We start from the raw sequence: 19,689 nt of genomic DNA, 5'->3' as shown, positions 1-19,689 counted from the left end.
TCGGCTTAGCCGATATCGCGACCGCGCAGGCTTGTGATGAGAAGGCTGCGGATGCGCGAGGCGATCGTCGCGCTTACCTCCTTGCGATTGCTGTCGGCGCGGTATTCCACCGCCTCGCCGAAGGAAATTTCCGCGTCGATGGCGCCGCATCTGAGAATGTCGATCAGATGCGGCAGGAGCTCGATATCCCCCGGCCAGGCGGCAAGCGGCCGGTGGTAGCGTCCCATCGGAAGGCCGTGCACTCTGGTATAAGCAACGGCCACCGGCTGCACCACGACGGTTCCCGTCGGCGAATAAGGCACCGCCATCGCGGCAGCGCCGAACAGCGACGACTTGACCTCCAGCAACCGGTTGCCGTCCGAGGTCGTGCCCTCGGGGAAGAGCACGACAATCTCGCCGTCGGCCATGCGCCCGGCGATTTCATTTGCCTGATGGCCGGTCTTGCGCCTCTCCTCGCGCACGACGAACACGCTCTTCTGCAGCTTGGCGAGGGTGCCGAAGATCGGCCAATCGGCGACTTCGATCTTGGCGATGAAGGCGACGTCGGCGACGGCCGACATCACCATGATGTCGAGCCAGGACGAATGGTTGGAGCAGAGCATCAGCGGTCGGCGGTCTTCCAGCCTGCCTGTCACCCGGACGCGGAGGCCGAGACAATAACAGATGATACGGTGCCAGACGCGCGGAAGACTACGGCGCAGCCGCCAATCGAAACGCAGGGCCAAGACCTGCAGCGGCATGAGCACGATGCTGACGGCAAGGATGACGACCGCAGCGAAGGCAATGCGCAGCCAGGCAATCAAATGCGGCACTCCCGGGCTGCCATCGCTTCAGAGATCTTCCTTCTTCAACGGAATGCCGTAGAGCTCCAGGCGGTGGTCGACCAGCTGGAAGCCGTGCTCGCGGGCGATGCGCTCCTGCAGCGCCTCGATCTCAGGCGAACGGAATTCGATGACCGTGCCGGTCTTCAGGTCGATCAGGTGGTCATGATGCTCTTCCGGCACCGTTTCGTAGCGCGAGCGCCCGTCGCGGAAGTCGTGGCGGGCGATGATGCCGGCATCCTCGAACAATTTGACGGTGCGATAGACCGTGGAGATCGAGATCTTCGCATCGACCTTCACGGAACGGCGGTAAAGCTCTTCGACGTCAGGATGGTCTTCCGACTCTTCGAGGATGCGCGCGATCACGCGGCGCTGCTCGGTCATGCGCATGCCACGTTCGGCGCAAAGCTCCTCGAGGGTCTTGGCTACGTCGGTCATGGCCCGCCTTCAAAAATAATCGCGTTTCCACAATGCCTGCACGGCGTTTGCGCCGGTCCGCATGTCATGCTCTGCAGGGAACTATCGAAGAACGCGCTTCATGACAAGCGCCGTGGAACGGGCGCCGTTTTCCTGCTTGTAGTAGCCCTGGCGCTCGCCGACCTTTTCAAAGCCGAGCTTGCGGTATAGGCCGAGCGCCGCCGTATTGCCGCTGTCGACCTCGAGAAACATGCTCTCGCCGCCACGCGCCCGCGCCTCGCGCATCGCCGCCTGCATCAGCCGCCAGCCCAGCCCGGCACGGGCGACCTTCGCCTGCACGGCAATCGTCAGGATCTCGGCCTCGCCGGCGACTTGGCGGGCAAGGATAAAGCCGGGAAGCGGCTTTTTCAGGATGGCATTGGTCTGGCGCGCGACGAAGCCGAAAACAGTCTCCTGCGACAGCAGGCTGTGGAATTCGCCGTCGCCCCAGGGCCGGGCGAAACGCTCGCCATGCAGGACGGCGACGTCGCGGCAATCCTCGCGCTCCATGGCGATGATTTCAAATTCCGGCTTCAGCGTCAGATAGGCTTCCAGCATGGTCACACTCGTCGCGCAATCGCATATCCGGCCTGCGGCTTGGCATCCGGTCCGCGCAGATAAAGGGGCTTGGGCTTTCCGGCATCGGCAGGGGCGGCAGCCCCCAGACGCGCGACAATCGAAATCGGAAAGACGTTGGGGTGATCGCCACCGGCGCTGGCCTTCAGGAGCGGCGTTGCCGAACCGGTGATTTCACCGTCGAAGCCGGCCGCTAAAGCCTGGGCCTCGGCGACGCTTGCCGCCCGCGGCTGATCGAGCGGGGAACCATCGGCTGCGAAGGACTGGAGATAGATTTCGTCCCGCTTGGCGTCCATCGCCGCCAGCACGGCGCGGCCGGGCGTCTTCTCACGCTGGGCGGCGGCCATCACCTCGAGCGTGGTGACGCCGACGACGGGCACATTGAGGGAAAGCGCAAAACCGCGGGCTGCGGCAACGCCGACGCGGATACCGGTAAAGGAGCCGGGGCCGATCGTGACGGCAACGCGGTTGATCTGAGAAAGTGTCACTCCCGCCTGATCCAGCACGCGATCGACGATACCGATCAGATGTTCAGCATGCCCCTTGCCGATCATGTCCGATGCCTCCCCCAGCACCGTATTCCTGCCGCTGTCATAAATGGCGGCAGCGCAATCCACACCTGCCGTGTCGAGCGCCAGAACGATCATGCCATCAATTTCCGAATAAACTGTTTGTCGCCTAACCATAAACCGTCCGGCCGAACCTGAGATGAACGGCCGGAGCGAATTCGAAATTCTTAAGCGGCAATCACTTCCTGCACTTCGGGAACGAAATGGCGCAGCAGGTTCTGGACGCCGTGCTTCAGCGTCGCCGTCGAAGACGGGCAGCCGGAGCAGGAGCCTTTCATGTTCAGATAGACCTTGCCGTCCTTGAAGCCGCGGAAGGTGATGTCGCCGCCGTCCTGGGCGACGGCCGGGCGCACGCGGGTCTCCAGAAGCTCCTTGATGGTCAGCACGATCGATTCATCGGCTTCATCAAAGAACTCGTCGCCGGCATCGGCATCCTCGGAAAGGATGGAAGCATCCCCCATGACCGGCTTGCCGGACATGAAATGCTCCATGATCGAGCCAAGGATAGCCGGCTTAAGATGCTGCCATTCGGCGTTGTCCTTGGAGACGGAAATGAAATCATAGCCGAAATAGACACCGGTCACACCGGGAATATCGAACAGTCGGGCGGCGAGCGGCGAGGCTTCAGCCTCTTCGGCGCTGCGGAATTCGGCGGTGCCGTTTTCCATGACGACCTTGCCTGGCAGGAACTTCTGTGTGGCGGGGTTCGGCGTGGCTTCGGTCTGAATGAACATCTGGCTCTCCATGTGACAGGCTCGAGACCTCGGCCGTCTTTAGAATTCTTCAAAAGAAGATAAGCCCATTGCCTGATCTAATCAAGAGACTTGCACTCAAGAAATAGGCTCAGCAGAGGGCGTCGATTTCCTCGTTGGTCAGCGTATCCGGCAGGACGGTAACGGGGATCGGAAACGCCGCCGCGCGTCCGGCGACCGACGAAACAAGCGGTCCCGGACCTTCTTTTGCCGAGCCGGCGGCAAGAACGAGGATCGCCACATCGCGGTCTTCCTCGATCACGGCGTTGATCTGCTCGGCGGCACTGCCTTCACGGATGACGACCTCAGGCTCGATGCCGATCGTCTCGCGCACGATCTGGGCGATCTTGGCAACGGTTGCCTCGGCTTCCTCGCGCGCCTCGGCCCGCATGATCTCCTCGACGCCGAGCCATTGCTGGAAATCGCCGTTGGGGATCACATAGAGCAGCACCAGGCCGCCATTGGAATTCTTCGCGCGCCGGCCGGCATAATGAACGGCGCGCTGGCATTCGGGTGTCCCGTCGATCACCGCCATGAATTTGCGGCGGTGGCCTTCGAGCCGTGAGAGTCGCTTCGATACCATGGGGCGGACTCTGACACCCGAAGCGGAAAAATTGCAAGCGCAGTTTTCTGGCGCCTCCCGCTCTGACGGAGATCCTCTTCTCCCCCAAGAAGGCAGAAGAAGAGATCTGCCTCAGTAGAGGAAGCCGATGACGTCGCGTACTTGGCTCATCGTTACTTCGGCGCGGGCTCTCGCCCGTTCGCCGCCCTTGCGCAGGATCGCGTCGATATGGCTGGTATCGTCCATCAGCCGGCGCATCTCGCCGGTGATCGGCGCCAGCACATGGATGGCGAGATCGACCAGTGCCGGCTTGAAGACGGAGAACTGCTGGCCGCCAAAGTCGGCCAGTACCTCCGCCTTCGATTTGTCGGCGAGCGCGGCATAGATCGCCACCAGATTGTCGGCTTCCGGACGGCCCTGCAACCCGTCAACCTCGCTCGGCAAACCGTCCGGATCGGTCTTGGCCTTGCGGATCTTCTTCGAGATCGCGTCCTCGTCGTCCATCAGATTGATGCGCGAAAGGTCGGAGGGATCGGATTTCGACATTTTTTTGGTGCCGTCGCGCAGCGACATGACGCGCGGCGCCGGTCCGCCGATCAGCGGTTCGACCATCGGGAAATAGGCATGCACCGGCTCGTCGCCGACGGTGATGTCGATGCCGTAGCCGCTCTTGCGAATATGCTCGGCATAATCGAGGTTGAACTTCATCGCGATGTCGCGGGCAAGCTCCAGATGCTGCTTCTGGTCCTCGCCAACCGGCACATGAGTGGCGCGATAGACGAGAATGTCGGCGGCCATCAAGCTCGGATAGGCGTAAAGGCCGAGCGAGGCCTGCTCGCGGTCCTTGCCAGCCTTGTCCTTGAACTGCGTCATGCGGTTCATCCAGCCGATGCGGGCGACACAGTTGAAGATCCAGGCGAGTTCCGCGTGCTGCGGCACAGCCGACTGGTTGAAAACGATATGTTTTTCCGGATCGATGCCGGCGGCGATGAAGGCGGCGGCGATCGAGCGCGTCTGGCTCGGCATGTCCTCGTGCACCAGCTGGGCGGTGAGCGCATGCATGTCGACGACGCAGTAGATGCAGTCGTTGCCTTCCTGCAGCGCCACGAACCGGCGGATCGCACCGAGATAATTGCCGAGATGCAGATTGCCGGTCGGCTGTACGCCGGAGAATACGAGTTTCTTGAATTCGCTCATGTCGTCCTCAATAGGCTGGTGGAGGGCCCCAAGGCTTCTCGCCTATGTTGCTAACGCCGCGGCTTATGCACGGGCGGCCGGTCGCAATCAAGAGGTTCGGGCTGCGGCATGCTGGATCAGGTCGAAGGTGTTGCCGTAAGGATCCGCAAAGACCGCGACCGTACCGTAAACCTCATGTCTGGGCTGCTCGAGAAAACGCACGCCGGCGCCGAGCATGGCGGCATGATCGCGAGCGAAATCGTCGGTCTTCAGGAAGAAGCCGACGCGGCCACCCGTCTGGTTGCCGATCGCCGCGCGCTGCGCCTCGTTGGCCGCCTGCGCCAGCAGAAAGGCGGCGCCATCCCCGCCTTTCGGCTTCACCACCACCCAGCGTTTGCCCTCCGGCTGGGGCTCGTCCTGAAGGCAATCGAAACCGAGGGTGCCGCAATAAAAGCCCTTGGCGCGGTCGTAATCGTCGACGACGAGCGTGACGAGAAAAAGAGACTGAAGCGTCATGTGATCTCCCATGTTTGGATGTTTATTCCACCTAGGACGCGAATGAAGCTCACTTTTAAGCCGAATTGATCAGCGCCATTAGTTAAAATTGAGTATAAAATTTCACAGAAAAGCTTTTATTGAACTGAGAATCCTCGGCCGCGCTGGCCAATCCAACGATCGCCAGCTAACCGCCCGGAGGGACCATGCAGAACGTCAGTTTGCTCGCCATGGCAGGCCTTTTCGCCCTACAATCCGCAACCGGCGCCGTCGGTCAAGACAGCAAGAGACCGGCCATTCATCTTCCCACGCATGAGGCGCGTCTCGCCTATGCGGTCCAGACCGTCAGCGTGCGCGCCGGCTGTTTTCCAGAGCGTCTGCGAGCGATCCTCTCGCATATCGCCGCAAAGACCGGACGCCGCCCGATCGTCACCTCCGGCCTCCGGCCGCATCCCCGCCGTCATGGCTCCCTGCATGGAAAATGCCTGGCGGCCGATATCCGGGTGCCCGGCCTCTCGGAACGAACAATCATTGCTGCCGCCAGGACAGCTCCAGGCATCGGCGGCATCGGCAGCTATTGCAACGGCATCATTCATGTCGATGTCGGCCCGCAACGACGATGGGTCGATTGTTAAAGCAATTTGAGAAACGTGCGGCTCGGCCTTGTGCAAGAGCTGTCCGGTTCGGACCCGCCCAAAGCCGTCGGTGGCGGCAGCCGGGTGAGGGGCAGGTTTCGCCAATTTCCTCGTTTCACGCGTCCTTCGCCGGCACCGGCTTGCGGTTGAGGTTGCGCCTTATCATGCCAAGATCCGCCCCGCCGATCAGGAAGGCGGCGGCGAAATAGATGAGCATGGCGATTGCGATCAGCAGCCCCAGCGTACCGACCTTGCTCAGAAGCGGCGCGCCGGAGGCGAGCCATGGCGCCCAATAGTGCTTGAGGAAGACGATTGCCGCGCCCATGACGGCCGAGGCGACGATCAGCAGGGCGGCGCGCTTTGCCAACGCCCATTCCCATGTCAGATGGCCGCGGCGCAGAAGCGTGGTGAACAGCAGCAGCGTGCTGATCCAGCCGGCTGTGGCTTCGGCGACGGCGATGCCGGGCGCGCCCATAAAGGGAAAAAGGGTCAGCGCCGTCGCGCAGTTGGTTCCCACCGCGATGGCCGAGAAGCGCATCGGCGTCTTGGTGTCCTCGCGGGCATAAAAGCCCGGCTGCAGCGCCTTGATCAGCACGAAGGCGGGCAGGCCGATGCCGTAGATCGCCAGGATCGAGCCGACCACCGCGGTGTTCTCCTGATGGAAGGCGCCGCGCTCGTAGAGCACGCGGATGATCTCGTCGGAGAGGATCCAGAGCGCGAAAGCGGCGGGGATGGTCAGGAACAGCACGAATTCGATCGAGCGGTTCTGCAGGTTTGCCGCTTCGCGTAGCGCCCCGCCCTTCAGTGCCCGGGCGAGCTCCGGCAGCAGCACGACGCCGACAGCGACGCCGACGACGCCGAGCGGCAGCTGATAGATGCGGTCGGCATATTGCAAGGCGGCAATCGCGCCGTCGCGGGAGGAGGCGATCGCCTGGCCGATCAGCTGGTTGATCTGGGTAATGCCGCCGGTGACGGCGGCCGGCACGGCGAGGATCAGCAGCCGCTTGACATTCGCAGTCATTTTCGGGAAGCGCAGGCTGATGCTCATGCCGGCCGCCAGCACGCCGACATAGACGACGGCGAGCTGCAGCACCCCGGCGGCAAGAACGCCCCAGGAGAGATACCAGGCCGTCGCGAGCGGATCGGCGCCGGTATAGAGCGAATAAAACAGCGCCCCGATCATCACCACGTTGAGGAAGACGGGGGCGATGGCGGCGGCGAAGAAATGATGCAGCGAATTCAGCATGCCGCTCATCATCGCCGTCAGCGACATGCACATCAGATAGGGAAACATCACCGCCGCCATGCGGATCGTGATCGAGAATTTCTCGGCATCGTCGGCAAAACCCGGCGCGATGATGAAGCGCACCAAGAGCGGCATGGCAAGCTCCATCACAATGGTGATGAGGAGCAGCACCGAAAACAAGACGCCGAAGACTTCTTCCGAAAAGCGCTTGGCGCCGTCCGTGCCGTTCGCCTCGATTTCCTTGGCAAAGAGCGGCACGAAGGCGGCATTGAAGGCGCCTTCGGCAAACAACCGCCGGAAGAGGTTCGGAAAACGGAAAGCAGCGTAGAAGACGTCGGCCATCGGTCCGGTGCCGAGCGCCGCCGCCATCAGCGTTTCACGGGCGAACCCGAAGATCCGGCTGCCGAGAGTGGCGCCGCCGACGGTCGCGAATTTCTTGACGAGGCTCATGCTTTGGGGCTCATGCGGGGGAATCGGCTTTCTTTTCGGCGGCGGGCGATGTTCGGGTGGCGGCGGGCGCGATGATGCCGGAGGGCATGCGCTCGCGCAGCTCGTCCTGCTCCTCTGCCATCACGGCCTTCATGCGGGCGGTGATATTGGCGCGCTTGCTGTCGCCCGATATTTTCTGACCCACGAGATCGGTGACGTAGAAGGTGTCGATCACCTTCTCGCCGAAGGTGGTGATGCGCGCCGACTGGATGTCGAGCGACAGATCGGAGAGCACGGCGGTGATCTCCGACAGCAGGCCCGGCCGGTCGAGGCATTCGACCTCGATGACCGTGAACTTGTTCGACAGGCTGTTGGTGATGTTGACCGAGGGCGGAATGTCGAAAGCCTTGCTTTTCTTGCGGTTGCGCGTGCGCGTGGCGATGACCTCGGGCAGGCGCTTGCGGCCGGCCAGTACATCCTCGATCATCCGCCCGATCGTGCCGGCGCGGCGAAGCTCGTCGGCGTCGTCGGAAAATTCACGGCTGACATGGATCGTATCGAGCGCCCGTCCATCCGAGGTCGTGAAGATCTGTGCGTCGACGATGTTGGCGCCGGCCGCAGCACAGGCGCCGGCAATGACGGCGAGCAGTCTGGGATGGTCGGGCGACAGCACTGTGATTTCAGTGATGGCGTGGAAACTGTCGGTGCGCACCATGGTGGCGAGCGCCTGGCCCGCCTTGTCAGCCTGGCGGATGAAGTCGGCGTGGCGGAGCTGGTCTTCCAACGGCACGGACAGCAGGTAGGGCTGGTAATGCAGCTTCGTATAGGTGTTGCGGTCCTTCTGGCTCCAGGCGGAAAGGGCGCCGCGCAGCGCCTCGGCGGCGGCATTGGCCCGCTCCTTGCGGGAGACCTCCGAAAAGCCGCCGGCCAGCAGCAACTCGGTTTCGTAATAGAGCGTGCGCAGCAACTGGCCCTTCCAGCCGTTCCAGACGCCGGGCCCGACGGCGCGAATATCGCAGATCGTCAGGATCAGAAGCATCTTCAGCCGGTCGAGCGACTGTACGCGGTCGGCAAAGTCGATAATGGTCTTGCGATCGGTGAGGTCGCGGGTCTGCGCCACCATCGACATCGTCAGATGTTCCTCGATCAGCCAGACGACGAGTTCCGTCTGCTTCTGCGACAGTCCGAAGCGGGCGCAGAGCTTGCGGGCGACGCGGGCGCCGGCGATCGAGTGATCCTCCTGGCGGCCCTTGGCGATGTCGTGGAGCAGAACGGCGACGTAGAGCGCCTCGCGATCCTCGATGTTCGAGATCAGCTTGTTGGCAAGCGGATGCAGATCCTCGGCGCGTCCCTTGTCGATCTCGGAGAGAACGTCGACGGTGCGGATCAGATGCTCGTCGACGGTGTAGTGGTGATACATGTTGAACTGCATCATCGCGACGATCTTGCCGAAATCGGGGATGAAGCGGCCGAGCACGCCGGCCTCGTTCATCCGGCGCAAAATCAGCGCCGGGTCGCGCTTCGACGTCAGGATCGACATGAAGAGGCGGTTCGCTTCGTCGTTTTCCCGTAAGCTGTTGTCGATCAGCGCGAGCGAACGGGTGACGCGTTTCAGCGCATCCGGATGGAATTCCAGCCCGTTGATGTCGGCGACGTGAAAGAGCCGGAGGATGCTGACCGGATCGCGCTTGAAGACATCGGCGTCGGCGAGAGCGATGCGGCCGCGGTCTTCGACGAATTCGACGCTGCCGGCGATTTTGCGGGTGCGATGGGTAAAGCGGCTGATGACGCCGGTGAGCCCCGGGATCGACTTCGCCTGCTGGTCTTCGAGCGCGGCGCACAGGATGCGTGTGAGATCGCCGACGTCCTTGGCCACGAGGAAATAGTGCTTCATGAAACGCTCGACCGCCGAAAGGCCCGGGCGGGTGTGATACCCGAAGGCTTCGGCGATCTCGCGCTGGATGTCGAAGGACAGGCGCTCCTCGGCCTTGCCTGTCAGGAAGTGCATATGGCAGCGCACCGCCCAGAGAAAATCGTCGGCTTTCTCAAGCAGGCGATATTCGTGTTTTGACAAGACGCCGAGCTTGATCAGCTCCGCCTGGTCGCGCACGTGGTAGTAATATTTCGAGATCCAGAACAGCGTGTGCAGGTCTCGAAGCCCGCCCTTGCCTTCCTTGACGTTCGGCTCGACGAGGTAACGCGTGTCGCCCGCCTTGCGGTGGCGCTCGTCGCGCTCGGCCAGTTTGGCGGCGATGAATTCGGGGCCGGTTCCGGTGACGATCTCCTTGTCGAAACGGGCCTCGAGCTCGGTTTCCAGCCGCTGCAGGCCGCAGATATAGCGCATCTCGAGGATCGCGGTACGGATCGTCATGTCGGATTTGGAAAGCGCGATGCATTCTTCCACCGTGCGGGTGGCGTGGCCGACTTTGAAGCCCATGTCCCAGAGCACGTAGAGCATGAATTCGACCGCCTTGTGCGTCTCCTCCGAAGGCCGCGGCGGGAAGAGGAAGAGCAGGTCGATATCGGAGCCCGGTGCCAGCGTGTCGCGGCCGTAGCCGCCGACGGCGGTGACGGCGAACTTGTCCTTCTGCAGCGGAAAAATATGGGCAGTGGCGAAATTGTAGAGGACGGTGATGATCTGGTCCTGCAGCCAGGATATCCGAAAGGCGCAATTAAGACCGCTGCCGTCGGCGGCAAGGGCTGCGCGCGCCTTCTGCCGGCCGTCCGCGCTCGCCTTTTTCAGCGCCGCGAGAAGATCGGCGCGCATGATGTCGGGCCGGTTCCGATTGACTTCGGCAACGGCGTCGCACTGCGTCTGCAAGAGCTCGGTGTCGAGGATCTCCGAGAAATCGAGGTTGCGCGTCGCGCTCACAGGGGTGGTTTCCTGTCCATGCCGGGCTGCCTGATCGGGGCTCGCCTCACGTTTCGTCTGCATGCGCTATAACCTCTTTGCCCGGCGATTGACACGGGCCTTCATATTGCAAGAACCTTTAAATTTGGCGAAATGGTGTTGCCATGCTGCGATGCGGGACGCTTTGCCGCAAGCGGCGGCCCTTCCCTAAAGCCTAGTCTGCGATCTGCGCATGCAGCGAATACAGCACCTGCCGGGTCTCGCGCTGGATCTCCTCGAGCGTCGCCCTGTCGCACTCGCGGTAGCCCGCCTTAGCGATCGACGTTCCAAGTTCAGAGATCATAGCGCAGGAGCGGGTGATTTTCAGCAGGCCGATCGGCGATGTCCAGCCGCGCGCGTTGCGGTCTTTGTCGGCGCGCCGCATCGTGTCGAGCATGGAGCAGATGAGCGAGAGGCGCTCGGTTTCGCGGACCAGCTTCGCCATGAACATCGGCTGCGCTCCTATTTCAGCTTTTTCTTGAGATCGTAAAGCGCATCAAGCGCCTCGCGCGGCGTCATGTCGTCGAGGCTCATCGCCTTCAGCGTCTCCTCGACCTTGGAGGGGCCGCGGGCAGTGTCCTCGCGGCGCACCGCCACCTGGAAGAGCGGCAGGTCGTCGATCAGCTGGCTCGCCGGGTTCTTGCGGTCGGCATCTTCGAGGCGGGTGAGCACGTCGCGGGCCCGCGACACGACCGAGGCCGGTAGTCCGGCAAGCCTAGCGACCTGGATGCCGTAGGAGCGGTCGGCGGCACCCGGCCCGACCTCGTGCAGGAAGATCACGTCGCCGTCCCATTCCTTGACACGCATCGTCGCGTTCGATAGCCGGCCAAGCTTTTCCGACAGCACGGTCAACTCATGGAAATGCGTGGCGAAGAGGCCGCGGCAGCGATTGGCCTCATGCAGGTGCTCGACGGCGGCCCAGGCGATCGACAGCCCGTCGAAAGTGGCGGTGCCACGGCCGATCTCGTCGAGGATCACGAGCGAGCGGTCGCTCGCCTGGTTGAGGATAGCAGCCGTTTCCACCATCTCGACCATGAAGGTCGAGCGCCCGCGCGCCAGATCGTCGGAGGCGCCGACGCGGGAGAACAGCCGGTCGACGATGCCGATATGGGCCGATGTCGCCGGCACGAAGGAACCCATCTGCGCCAGGATCGCAATCAACGCGTTCTGACGCAGGAACGTCGATTTACCGCCCATATTCGGGCCGGTGAGCAGCCAGATCGCCCCGTCCTTGTCGCCCGTTTTCGGCGACAGATCGCAATTGTTGGCGACGAAGGGGCCGCCCGCCTGGCGGCGCAGCGCCTGTTCGACGACCGGATGGCGCCCGCCCTCGATCGCAAACATCTTCGAGCCGTCGACCTGCGGCCGGCAATAGGCCTGCTCTTCGGTGAGCAGCGCCAGGCCTGCGGCGACGTCGATCACCGCAAGCGCCCGCGCGCCCGCCTTGATCGCTTCGGCCTGCGCCACGACGGCCGCCGTCATCCTGTCGAAGGCTTCGAGTTCGATCGCGAGCGCCCGGTCGGCTGCGTTGGCGATGCGGCTTTCGAGATCGGCAAGTTCGGTCGTGGTGAATCGCATGGCGCTTGCCATCGTCTGGCGATGGATGAAGCGGGCCTTCGCTTCGGCCGTGTCCGTCATCGGAGCTGCGTTGCCGGCGGTCACCTCGATGAAATAGCCGAGGATATTGTTGTGCTTGATCTTCAGCGACCGGATGCCGGTTTCTTCGGCATATTGCAATTGCAGCCCGGCGATGACGCGGCGCGACTGATCGCGCAGCGCCCGGACCTCGTCAAGCTCGGCGCTGGCGCCGTCGCGCAGGAAACCGCCATCGCGTTTCAACAGCGGCAATTCATCGGCGAGCGTCTCGGCAAGCAGGGTTTCGAGGCCCGCCGGAAGGGCTTGCAGCCCGGAGAGCGCTTGATCAAGCTCTTCCGGCAGCATCGCGCTTGCAAGCAGATCGGCAAGTCCGCCGGCCGCTTGCAGGCCCTGGCGAATTGCCCACAGATCGCGCGGTCCGCCGCGGTCGAGCGCCAGGCGGGAGAGCGCGCGCGGCATGTCGGGCACATGTTTCAGCGTGTCGCGGAGCTTGCCGCAGAGCGCGGGCTCTTCGATCAGGAAGCCGATCGAATCGAGCCGCGCATTGATGCGGGCGGGGTCGGTGAGCGGCGACATCAGCCGTTCGGCGAGAAGTCGCGCGCCGCCGCCGGTGACGGTGCGATCGATCGCCTTCAGCAGCGAACCATTGCGATCTCCGGAGAGCGTTCGGGCAAGCTCCAGGTTGGCGCGGGTGGCCGGGTCGATGAAGAGCGTCGACGCGGCACTTTCCCGCTCCGGCCTGCCAAGCGGCGGCCGTTCGGCGATCTGCGTCTTCTCGACATAGGCGACGGCGGCTGCGGCCGCCGCCAGCTCGGCGCGCGAGAAGCTGCCGAAGCCGTCGAGGGTCGAGACGCCGAAATAGCGCGCGATCCGGCCTTCGGCGCTGGCGCTGTCGAAGAGCACGGAAGGCTGTGGAACCGCCGTGCGGCCAAGCACGTCGAAGACCGGCTTGAGCTCGGCATCGTGGAAGATCGTGTCGGGCAGGATCAATTCGCGCGGATCGATGCGCAGGATGTCGGCCAGCAGCCGCGCGCTTTCCGTCTCGGCAAGCCGGAAGACGCCTGTGGAAATATCGATCCAGGCGAGCGCCAGCTGCGGTTCGCCGCCGCCGCGGATGCGGGCAAGCGCCATCAGATAGTTCGATTCCGAAGGCGAGAGCAGCTTCTCCTCGGTGATCGTGCCGGGCGTGACGAGACGGATCACGTCGCGTTTGACGACCGATTTGGCGCCGCGTTTCTTGGCCTCGGCCGGATCCTCGATCTGTTCGCAGACGGCGACGCGGAAGCCGAGCGAAATCAGCTTCTGCAGATAGTCGTCGGCCGCATGCACCGGCACGCCGCACATCGGGATATCCTGACCCATGTGCTGGCCGCGCTTCGTCAGCGTGATGCCGAGCGCGCGGGAGGCTTCCAGCGCATCCTCGAAGAACAGTTCGTAGAAATCGCCCATGCGATAGAACAGCAGCGAACCCGGATTGTTCGCCTTGATCTCGATATATTGCTCCATCATCGGCGTCGCCGAGGCGCGGCTTTCCGCCGTGGCGAGCTCGGCAGCCGAAAAGGCTTCATTCCCAATGTCTATACGTGCGTTCACGGAGGTGCAGTTTTTCCCAAAAAAACAGGTGCCAACCCTATCCGCGCGCCGCTATAGATGACAACTGCATTTGAGGAAGAGCGAAGCGTCGCCCACAGGACGTTGGAGGATTTATGCCCGATATCGACAAGAAGGACCGACCGGTGACCTCGGTGACCGATCAGGAGGCGCTTGATTTTCACGCCATGGGCCGCCCCGGCAAGCTGGAGATCAACCCGACCAAGCCGATGGCAACGCAACGCGATCTCTCGCTCGCCTATTCCCCGGGCGTCGCCGTCCCGGTCAAGGCGATCGCCGCCGATCCGCAGACCGCCTATGACTATACCGCACGCGGCAATATGGTCGCCGTCATATCGAACGGGACGGCGATCCTCGGCCTCGGCAACCTCGGCGCGCTTGCCTCCAAGCCGGTCATGGAAGGCAAGTCGGTGCTGTTCAAACGCTTCGCCGATGTCGATTCCATCGACCTCGAGATCGATACGGAAAATGTCGACGAGTTCATCAACTGCGTGCGCTTCCTCGGCCCCTCCTTCGGCGGCATCAATCTCGAGGATATCAAGGCGCCGGATTGCTTCGTCATCGAGAGCCGGCTGCGCGAGCTGATGGACATTCCCGTCTTCCACGACGACCAGCATGGCACCGCGATCATCGCCGCCGCCGGCCTGATCAACGCGCTCGAACTGACCGGCCGCGACCTGAAGACGACTAAGCTCGTCTGCAACGGCGCCGGCGCTGCGGCGATCGCCTGCGTCGAGCTCATCAAGGCGATGGGTTTTGCACCCGAAAACGTCATCCTTTGCGATACCAAGGGCGTCATCTATCAGGGCCGCACCGAGGGCATGAACCAGTGGAAATCGGCGCATGCGGCAACGACTGACGCGCGCACGCTGAAAGAGGCGATGAACGGCGCCGACGTCATTTTCGGTCTGTCGCAGAAAGGCGCCTTCTCGGCCGAGATGATCCGCTCGATGGCCGATCGGCCGATCATCTTCGCCATGGCCAATCCCGATCCCGAGATCACCCCGGAGGAGGTCGCCCGCATCCGCGACGACGCCATCATGGCGACGGGGCGTTCCGATTATCCGAACCAGGTCAACAACGTCCTCGGTTTTCCCTATATCTTCCGCGGCGCCCTCGATGTGCGCGCCTCCACCATCAACGACGCGATGAAGATCGCCGCCGTCAAGGCGCTGGCAAACCTTGCCCGTGAGGACGTGCCCGATGATGTCGTCGCCGCCTACCAGGGCAACCGCCCACGTTTCGGGCCGCAATACATCATTCCCGTTCCCTTCGATCCGCGCCTGATCTCGGCAATCCCGGTGGCGGTCGCTGAGGCCGCGATCGAAAGCGGCGTCGCCCGCAAGGTGATCACCGACATGGCCGGCTACGCCCGCGAGCTCTCGGCGCGCCGCGATCCGATCGCCTCGACGCTTGCCAGCCTCTACGAACGTGTCCGCCGCCGCCCGAAGCGGATCGTCTTTGCCGAGGCCGAAGAAGAACAGGTCCTGCGCGCCGCCATGTCCTACGCCAACCAGCAGCTCGGCACCGCCATCCTGCTCGGCCGCGAGGACCTGATCCGGGCGACGGCGGAGCGCGCCGGCATCGATCTCAACCGGCCGGGCCTTGAGATCGTCAACGCCCGTATCTCGACCCGCGTCGAGGCCTATATCGATTATCTCTATGCCCGGCTGCAGCGGCGCGGTTATCTCCATCGCGATGCTCAGCGCCTGATCCACAATGACCGCAACCACTTCGCCGCCACCATGGTGGCGCTCGGCGACGCCGACGGCATGGTGACGGGCATCACCCGCAACTATTCCACCGCGCTCGAGGATATACGCCGCTGCATCGACGAGAAGCCCGGCCACCGTGTCATCGGCGTGTCGCTGGCGCTCTGCCGCGGCCGCACCGTCTTCGTCGCCGATACGGCCGTGCATGATATGCCGACGTCCGAAGAGCTTGCCGATATCGCCGAAGAGGCCGCCGGTCTCGCACGGCGCATGGGTTATCAGCCGCGCGTCGCCTTGCTTGCCTATTCCACCTTCGGCCATCCCTCCGGCGAACGGTCCGAGCGGGTGCGCGAAGCGGTGAAGATCCTTGACCGGCGGCGCGTCGATTTCGAATATGACGGCGAGATGGCGGCCGATGTGGCGCTGAACCGCAAGGTGATGGAGCAATATCCGTTCTGCCGGCTCTCCGGCCCCGCCAATGTCCTCGTCATGCCGGCCTTCCACTCGGCCTCGATCTCGACGAAGATGCTGCAGGAACTCGGTGGCTCCACCGTGATCGGCCCGATCCTCGTCGGCCTCGACAAGCCGGTGCAGATCACCTCGATGGGCGCCAAGGACAGCGACATCGTCAACATGGCGGCGATTGCCGCCTATGGCGGATCATAAGGCCATCTGCTCGCACAGCGAGCTATTCAGTGACCGGGGAGTTCGGCGAATCAGCCCCTCATCCGCCTGCCGGCACCGTGCCGCGACCTCTCAGTTCCTCGCAGGTCTATCATAGGGTACGTCCACTCTCCCCGTCATTACGGGGAGAGGGTTACAGTGGAGGCAGCCATTGAGCCTACCAGACGGCAGTGCCACGAAGCGATCAGCTTGCGAAGCGGCCGGCGTCGGCGCCGTAGTAGTTCAGGTAACGGTCGGAAATGCTGGAGATCGGCAGCACGATCAGCACGTCGGTCGTGTTGAAGGCATGGTCGATGACCGCGCTGGAGCCGACCATCGCGCCGAGACGCAGATAGCCCTTGATCAGCGGCGGCAGGGCCATCAGCGCCCGTTTCGGGTTGACGGCCTCGGCCGGCATCAGGTCCATGGTGCGGGCGAGATGCGGCAGTGCGCCGATGGCCCACTCGTCCTTCGCCAGCACATTGTGGTAGAGGAAGGACAGCGCCAGCGCGTGGCTTTCGAGATAGACGCCGGGAAACGAGGCGCAGCCGAACATCGCGCTCATGCCGTGCTTCAGCGCATAAGCCCAGTTGCCCTGCCAGAGAAGCTCGACCGTGCGTTTGGTGCGGTATTCCGGCAGCACACAGGAGCGTCCGAGTTCCATGAAACGCTTGTCCGGATGCTTGACGAGGAGGCTCTCGATTTCGAATTCGGAAGCCGAATAAAAACCGCCATTGGCGATGGCGACGTCCTGGCGCAGCAGCCGATAGGTGCCGACGATCTGGTCTTCCGGATCACCCTCGAGCGAGCGGTCGAGAACGAGAAGATGGTCGCAGAAAGCGTCATAGGCATCGAAATCGCGTTCGCGACGCATGGCTTCCGGCGGCAGCTGCGCCTTCATCTCGTCGACGAAGACGCGGTAGCGCACGGCCTGGGCCGCATCGATCTCACGTGCCGTGCGGGCAAGGCGGGTTTCGAGATTGCCGATCCGGCCGAGGATGTCGCCGTCTTTCTGCGCAGCCGCCGACGGCCGTGCAGCCTCCGCGGTAACGTCGTGATTCAGGATGTCGATGGAGGACATGGCGATTCTCCCGTTGCCGGCTTATCGACGCCATAAAACACTTCTGTACGACAGGAAAGTGACATATTGAATTTCCCGGCGCAAGCAGCGCGCGCAGTCAATCCAGTGACCTATCGCGCCTCTGCCCGGCGGGCGGAAAGAGCGGCGACCGCCTGAACTTCCGTCAGCAGCCGCACCGGGTCGACCGGCTTTACCATGACGCGGTTGGCGCCATTGAGCAAGACCTGGCGGCGCGACTCGTCGCTCTTGTCGGCGGTGAGCACGATCACCGGCACCGGGTCGAGATCGAGTCGCCTTTCGTGGCCGCGCAGGCGTCCCAGCATGTCGATGCCGTTGCCGCCGGGCATCGATAGATCGCTGATGATGATGTCGGGCCGAGCGTTCGCCTCGCCGAGGGCGCAATCGAGAAGCGTCTCGAAATCCTCGACATGGTGCACCTTGTGTCCGCCCTTTTCGAGCATGACGCGCACCAGCATAGCATTGATCGGATCGTCCTCTCCGAGCAGGATGCGCAGCCCGTGTGCGGCAACCACGGTCTCGGCCATCGGCAGGCCGAAACCCGGCTGGTTGTCGTTCAGCGCGTCGCGCTTCTCCATGCCGCGCATGCGCCCGCGCAGCACATCGATCAGCGACTGTTCGCGCAGCGGCCGGATGAGCCAGGCGTCGAACAGGTCGAGCGGATGGGCGCTGCGCTCTTCCGGATTGACGAGCAGGACTTTGCGCAGGCCGAGGGCAGCGATCTCGGCGCGATCGGCGAGATGCGCTGAAAATTCCGCCGACATACGATGATCGACGATGATATCGGTCGGCCGGCGGCCGCCGCTCGCCATTCCGAGCAGCCTCGCGCGCGCAGCCTCGCCGGTGTCGACCAGATGGCAGATCCCGCCGAGCGCGGTGATCGTTTCGGCAATGGCGGAGCGGGCGGCCCCCGCCGGCGCCAGCAGCACGACGCTGTTGCCGGCAAGCAGCGTGTTTCGCCGCTCGGATCGCTCGCTGTCGAGTTCGATGGGGAAGCGGATGGTGAACGTGCTGCCTTTGCCCTTTTCGCTGGTGACCGTCAGGGCGCCGTCGAATTCGCGCATGATGCGGGCTGAGATGGCAAGGCCGAGCCCAGTGCCGCCGCTCTTGTCGGCAACGTTTCCACCCTGTTCGAACTCGCCGAAGACGCGCGCCTGCTCCTCCGCCGTCATGCCCGGACCGGTGTCGGTGACGGTGATCAGGAGGTTGCTGGCATCGAGCGATACGCGGATGAAAACGCCCCCAGCCTGGGTGAATTTGACGGCATTGCCGATGACGTTGAACAGAACCTGGCGCAGCCGCGCCGCATCGAAGTTCATTTTCTCCGGAACGTCTGATGACACGGTAGCGCCGATCTCGATCCCCTTTTCATGCGCCCGGTGAGCGAGCATTTCGACGACGCTTTCCAGAAGCTTCCGCAGCGATTCCGAGCGCGGGTGAAGCTCGAATCGGCCGACCTCGATGGTGGAAAAATCGAGCAGATCCTCGACGAGCTGCGTCAAGGCGTGGCCTGACTGGCGGATGTTGGCCAGATAATTCTGCTGTTCCTGCGTCAGCCGCGTTTCCGCGAGCAGATGCGTCATGCCGAGAATGCCGGAAAGCGGCGTGCGCACTTCGTGGCTGACGGTTGCAAGCAGCCGCGATTTCGCGGCGCTGTTATACTCGGCTTTCTGGCGGGCCGACTCGCGGCTCTGCGCGATGAGCCGCTCCTCCGTGACATCACGGGCGACGCTCTGCAGCAGTAGGCGCCCGCTGCCCGGATCGCGGGTGACAACGTCGCGCCAGAGGAAAATGCGCTGGCCTTCCGGCGTCGATATCTCGACGTCGTAGCAGTGCGGGATCGGGCCGGGGCGGAAGGCAAGCCCGATCCCTTCGCAGGTCCGCCCTTCCGGACGCAGCCGGCCGGTCAGACGGCGAAACGTGTCGTTGGCCGAGATGATGCGCCGGTCCATGGCGCGGGTGAGGGTGATGTCGCCGAGCACGTCATGCACCTCGGCGAAGAGCTTCGCGCCATCATCGCCGTTCGGAGTGGATCGACCGGCCGGCTGCCGGCTTCTCTGCCGGCGAACCATCAGCACGGCATAACAGGCGATGACGGCAAGGCCGAGAGCAACAAGACCGCCCGAAAGGAGCAGCGGCTCGCCGGCATGAGCAAGCAGCGTCAGGATCATGGCGGCCAGAAAGCCGACGCCGCTCAGCCAGTAGAACAGCATGCGCCGCGTCGCTGCAGGCCCTGATAGGGAAGCGGCACCCGGGTGCGCTGTCGATACGCCGGGACGCGGAGAGGGTTCCTCCGTCCGCTCCTGAGGCGGCTTGACGGCGGTTCCGCCGAAGGCGGCGGACAATCTTTCCTGCAACTGTCCCAAACTCTGCATGGTATCTGGATAACATGAGGCTTGTT

At 63.4% G+C, this 19,689-nt stretch carries 16 protein-coding genes; 2 read left to right on the top strand and 14 right to left on the bottom strand.

What is annotated here, in order from left to right:
* Positions 1 to 5: 5 nt before the first annotated feature.
* The 8 genes from HJC00_RS03040 to HJC00_RS03005 form a co-directional block, all read right to left on the bottom strand.
* On the bottom strand, positions 6 to 803 hold the full coding sequence (locus HJC00_RS03040) for a 1-acyl-sn-glycerol-3-phosphate acyltransferase (RefSeq protein WP_210629448.1): 798 nt from the start codon (positions 801 to 803) through the stop codon (positions 6 to 8).
* A 27-nt stretch (positions 804 to 830) separates the two neighbouring features.
* Positions 831 to 1,259 (bottom strand): Fur family transcriptional regulator, encoded by a 429-nt coding sequence (locus HJC00_RS03035; protein WP_085776722.1) that lies wholly within the window; start codon positions 1,257 to 1,259, stop codon positions 831 to 833.
* 81 nt (positions 1,260 to 1,340) lie between these two features.
* Positions 1,341 to 1,835: a GNAT family N-acetyltransferase gene (locus tag HJC00_RS03030; RefSeq protein ID WP_210629447.1), complete on the bottom strand. Its 495-nt coding sequence runs from the start codon at positions 1,833 to 1,835 to the stop codon at positions 1,341 to 1,343.
* A 2-nt stretch (positions 1,836 to 1,837) separates the two neighbouring features.
* A complete protein-coding gene (tsaB, locus tag HJC00_RS03025) occupies positions 1,838 to 2,500 on the bottom strand; it encodes a tRNA (adenosine(37)-N6)-threonylcarbamoyltransferase complex dimerization subunit type 1 TsaB (protein WP_210629446.1) in 663 nt (220 codons plus the stop codon).
* An 89-nt stretch (positions 2,501 to 2,589) separates the two neighbouring features.
* Positions 2,590 to 3,156, bottom strand: coding sequence for a NifU family protein (locus HJC00_RS03020; protein ID WP_210629445.1), 567 nt, complete (start codon positions 3,154 to 3,156; stop codon positions 2,590 to 2,592).
* A 109-nt stretch (positions 3,157 to 3,265) separates the two neighbouring features.
* Positions 3,266 to 3,757, bottom strand: a complete 492-nt coding sequence (locus HJC00_RS03015) for a universal stress protein (RefSeq protein WP_011423764.1) — start codon at positions 3,755 to 3,757, stop codon at positions 3,266 to 3,268.
* Positions 3,758 to 3,868: 111 nt separating this feature from the next.
* A complete protein-coding gene (trpS, locus tag HJC00_RS03010) occupies positions 3,869 to 4,933 on the bottom strand; it encodes a tryptophan--tRNA ligase (protein WP_210629444.1) in 1,065 nt (354 codons plus the stop codon).
* Positions 4,934 to 5,020: 87 nt separating this feature from the next.
* A complete protein-coding gene (locus tag HJC00_RS03005) occupies positions 5,021 to 5,428 on the bottom strand; it encodes a VOC family protein (RefSeq protein ID WP_221122719.1) in 408 nt (135 codons plus the stop codon).
* A 185-nt stretch (positions 5,429 to 5,613) separates the two neighbouring features.
* Here HJC00_RS03005 and HJC00_RS03000 point away from each other — a divergent pair, with 185 nt between their 5' ends.
* Positions 5,614 to 6,042, top strand: a complete 429-nt coding sequence (locus HJC00_RS03000) for a D-Ala-D-Ala carboxypeptidase family metallohydrolase (protein WP_210629442.1) — start codon at positions 5,614 to 5,616, stop codon at positions 6,040 to 6,042.
* Positions 6,043 to 6,157: 115 nt separating this feature from the next.
* Here HJC00_RS03000 and murJ read toward each other — a convergent pair whose 3' ends face one another.
* The 4 genes from murJ to mutS all read right to left on the bottom strand — a co-directional run bounded on the left by murJ (position 6,158) and on the right by mutS (position 13,796).
* On the bottom strand, positions 6,158 to 7,738 hold the full coding sequence (gene murJ, locus HJC00_RS02995; RefSeq protein WP_210629441.1) for a murein biosynthesis integral membrane protein MurJ: 1,581 nt from the start codon (positions 7,736 to 7,738) through the stop codon (positions 6,158 to 6,160).
* A 10-nt stretch (positions 7,739 to 7,748) separates the two neighbouring features.
* Positions 7,749 to 10,652, bottom strand: a complete 2,904-nt coding sequence (locus tag HJC00_RS02990) for a [protein-PII] uridylyltransferase (protein ID WP_221163605.1) — start codon at positions 10,650 to 10,652, stop codon at positions 7,749 to 7,751.
* Between the two features lie 130 nt (positions 10,653 to 10,782).
* A complete protein-coding gene (locus tag HJC00_RS02985; RefSeq protein ID WP_210629439.1) occupies positions 10,783 to 11,058 on the bottom strand; it encodes a hypothetical protein in 276 nt (91 codons plus the stop codon).
* Between the two features lie 11 nt (positions 11,059 to 11,069).
* Complete coding sequence (gene mutS, locus HJC00_RS02980; RefSeq protein ID WP_210629438.1) at positions 11,070 to 13,796, bottom strand: DNA mismatch repair protein MutS; 2,727 nt, start codon at positions 13,794 to 13,796, stop codon at positions 11,070 to 11,072.
* Between the two features lie 113 nt (positions 13,797 to 13,909).
* Here mutS and HJC00_RS02975 point away from each other — a divergent pair, with 113 nt between their 5' ends.
* Positions 13,910 to 16,192 carry an NADP-dependent malic enzyme gene (locus HJC00_RS02975; protein WP_210629437.1) on the top strand — a complete coding sequence of 761 codons (2,283 nt, stop codon included), beginning with the start codon at positions 13,910 to 13,912 and terminating at the stop codon, positions 16,190 to 16,192.
* 202 nt (positions 16,193 to 16,394) lie between these two features.
* Here the strand turns inward: HJC00_RS02975 and HJC00_RS02970 are convergent, their stop codons facing one another.
* Both HJC00_RS02970 and HJC00_RS02965 read right to left on the bottom strand, forming a co-directional pair.
* Complete coding sequence (locus tag HJC00_RS02970; protein ID WP_210629436.1) at positions 16,395 to 17,270, bottom strand: GNAT family N-acetyltransferase; 876 nt, start codon at positions 17,268 to 17,270, stop codon at positions 16,395 to 16,397.
* 110 nt (positions 17,271 to 17,380) lie between these two features.
* Positions 17,381 to 19,663, bottom strand: a complete 2,283-nt coding sequence (locus HJC00_RS02965) for a hybrid sensor histidine kinase/response regulator (protein ID WP_221163604.1) — start codon at positions 19,661 to 19,663, stop codon at positions 17,381 to 17,383.
* Positions 19,664 to 19,689: the final 26 nt, after the last annotated feature.

The organism is Rhizobium sp. NLR22b (genome assembly GCF_019685295.1).
Lineage (GTDB): Bacteria > Pseudomonadota > Alphaproteobacteria > Rhizobiales > Rhizobiaceae > Rhizobium.
This window is presented reverse-complemented; position numbering and strand designations above follow the sequence as displayed.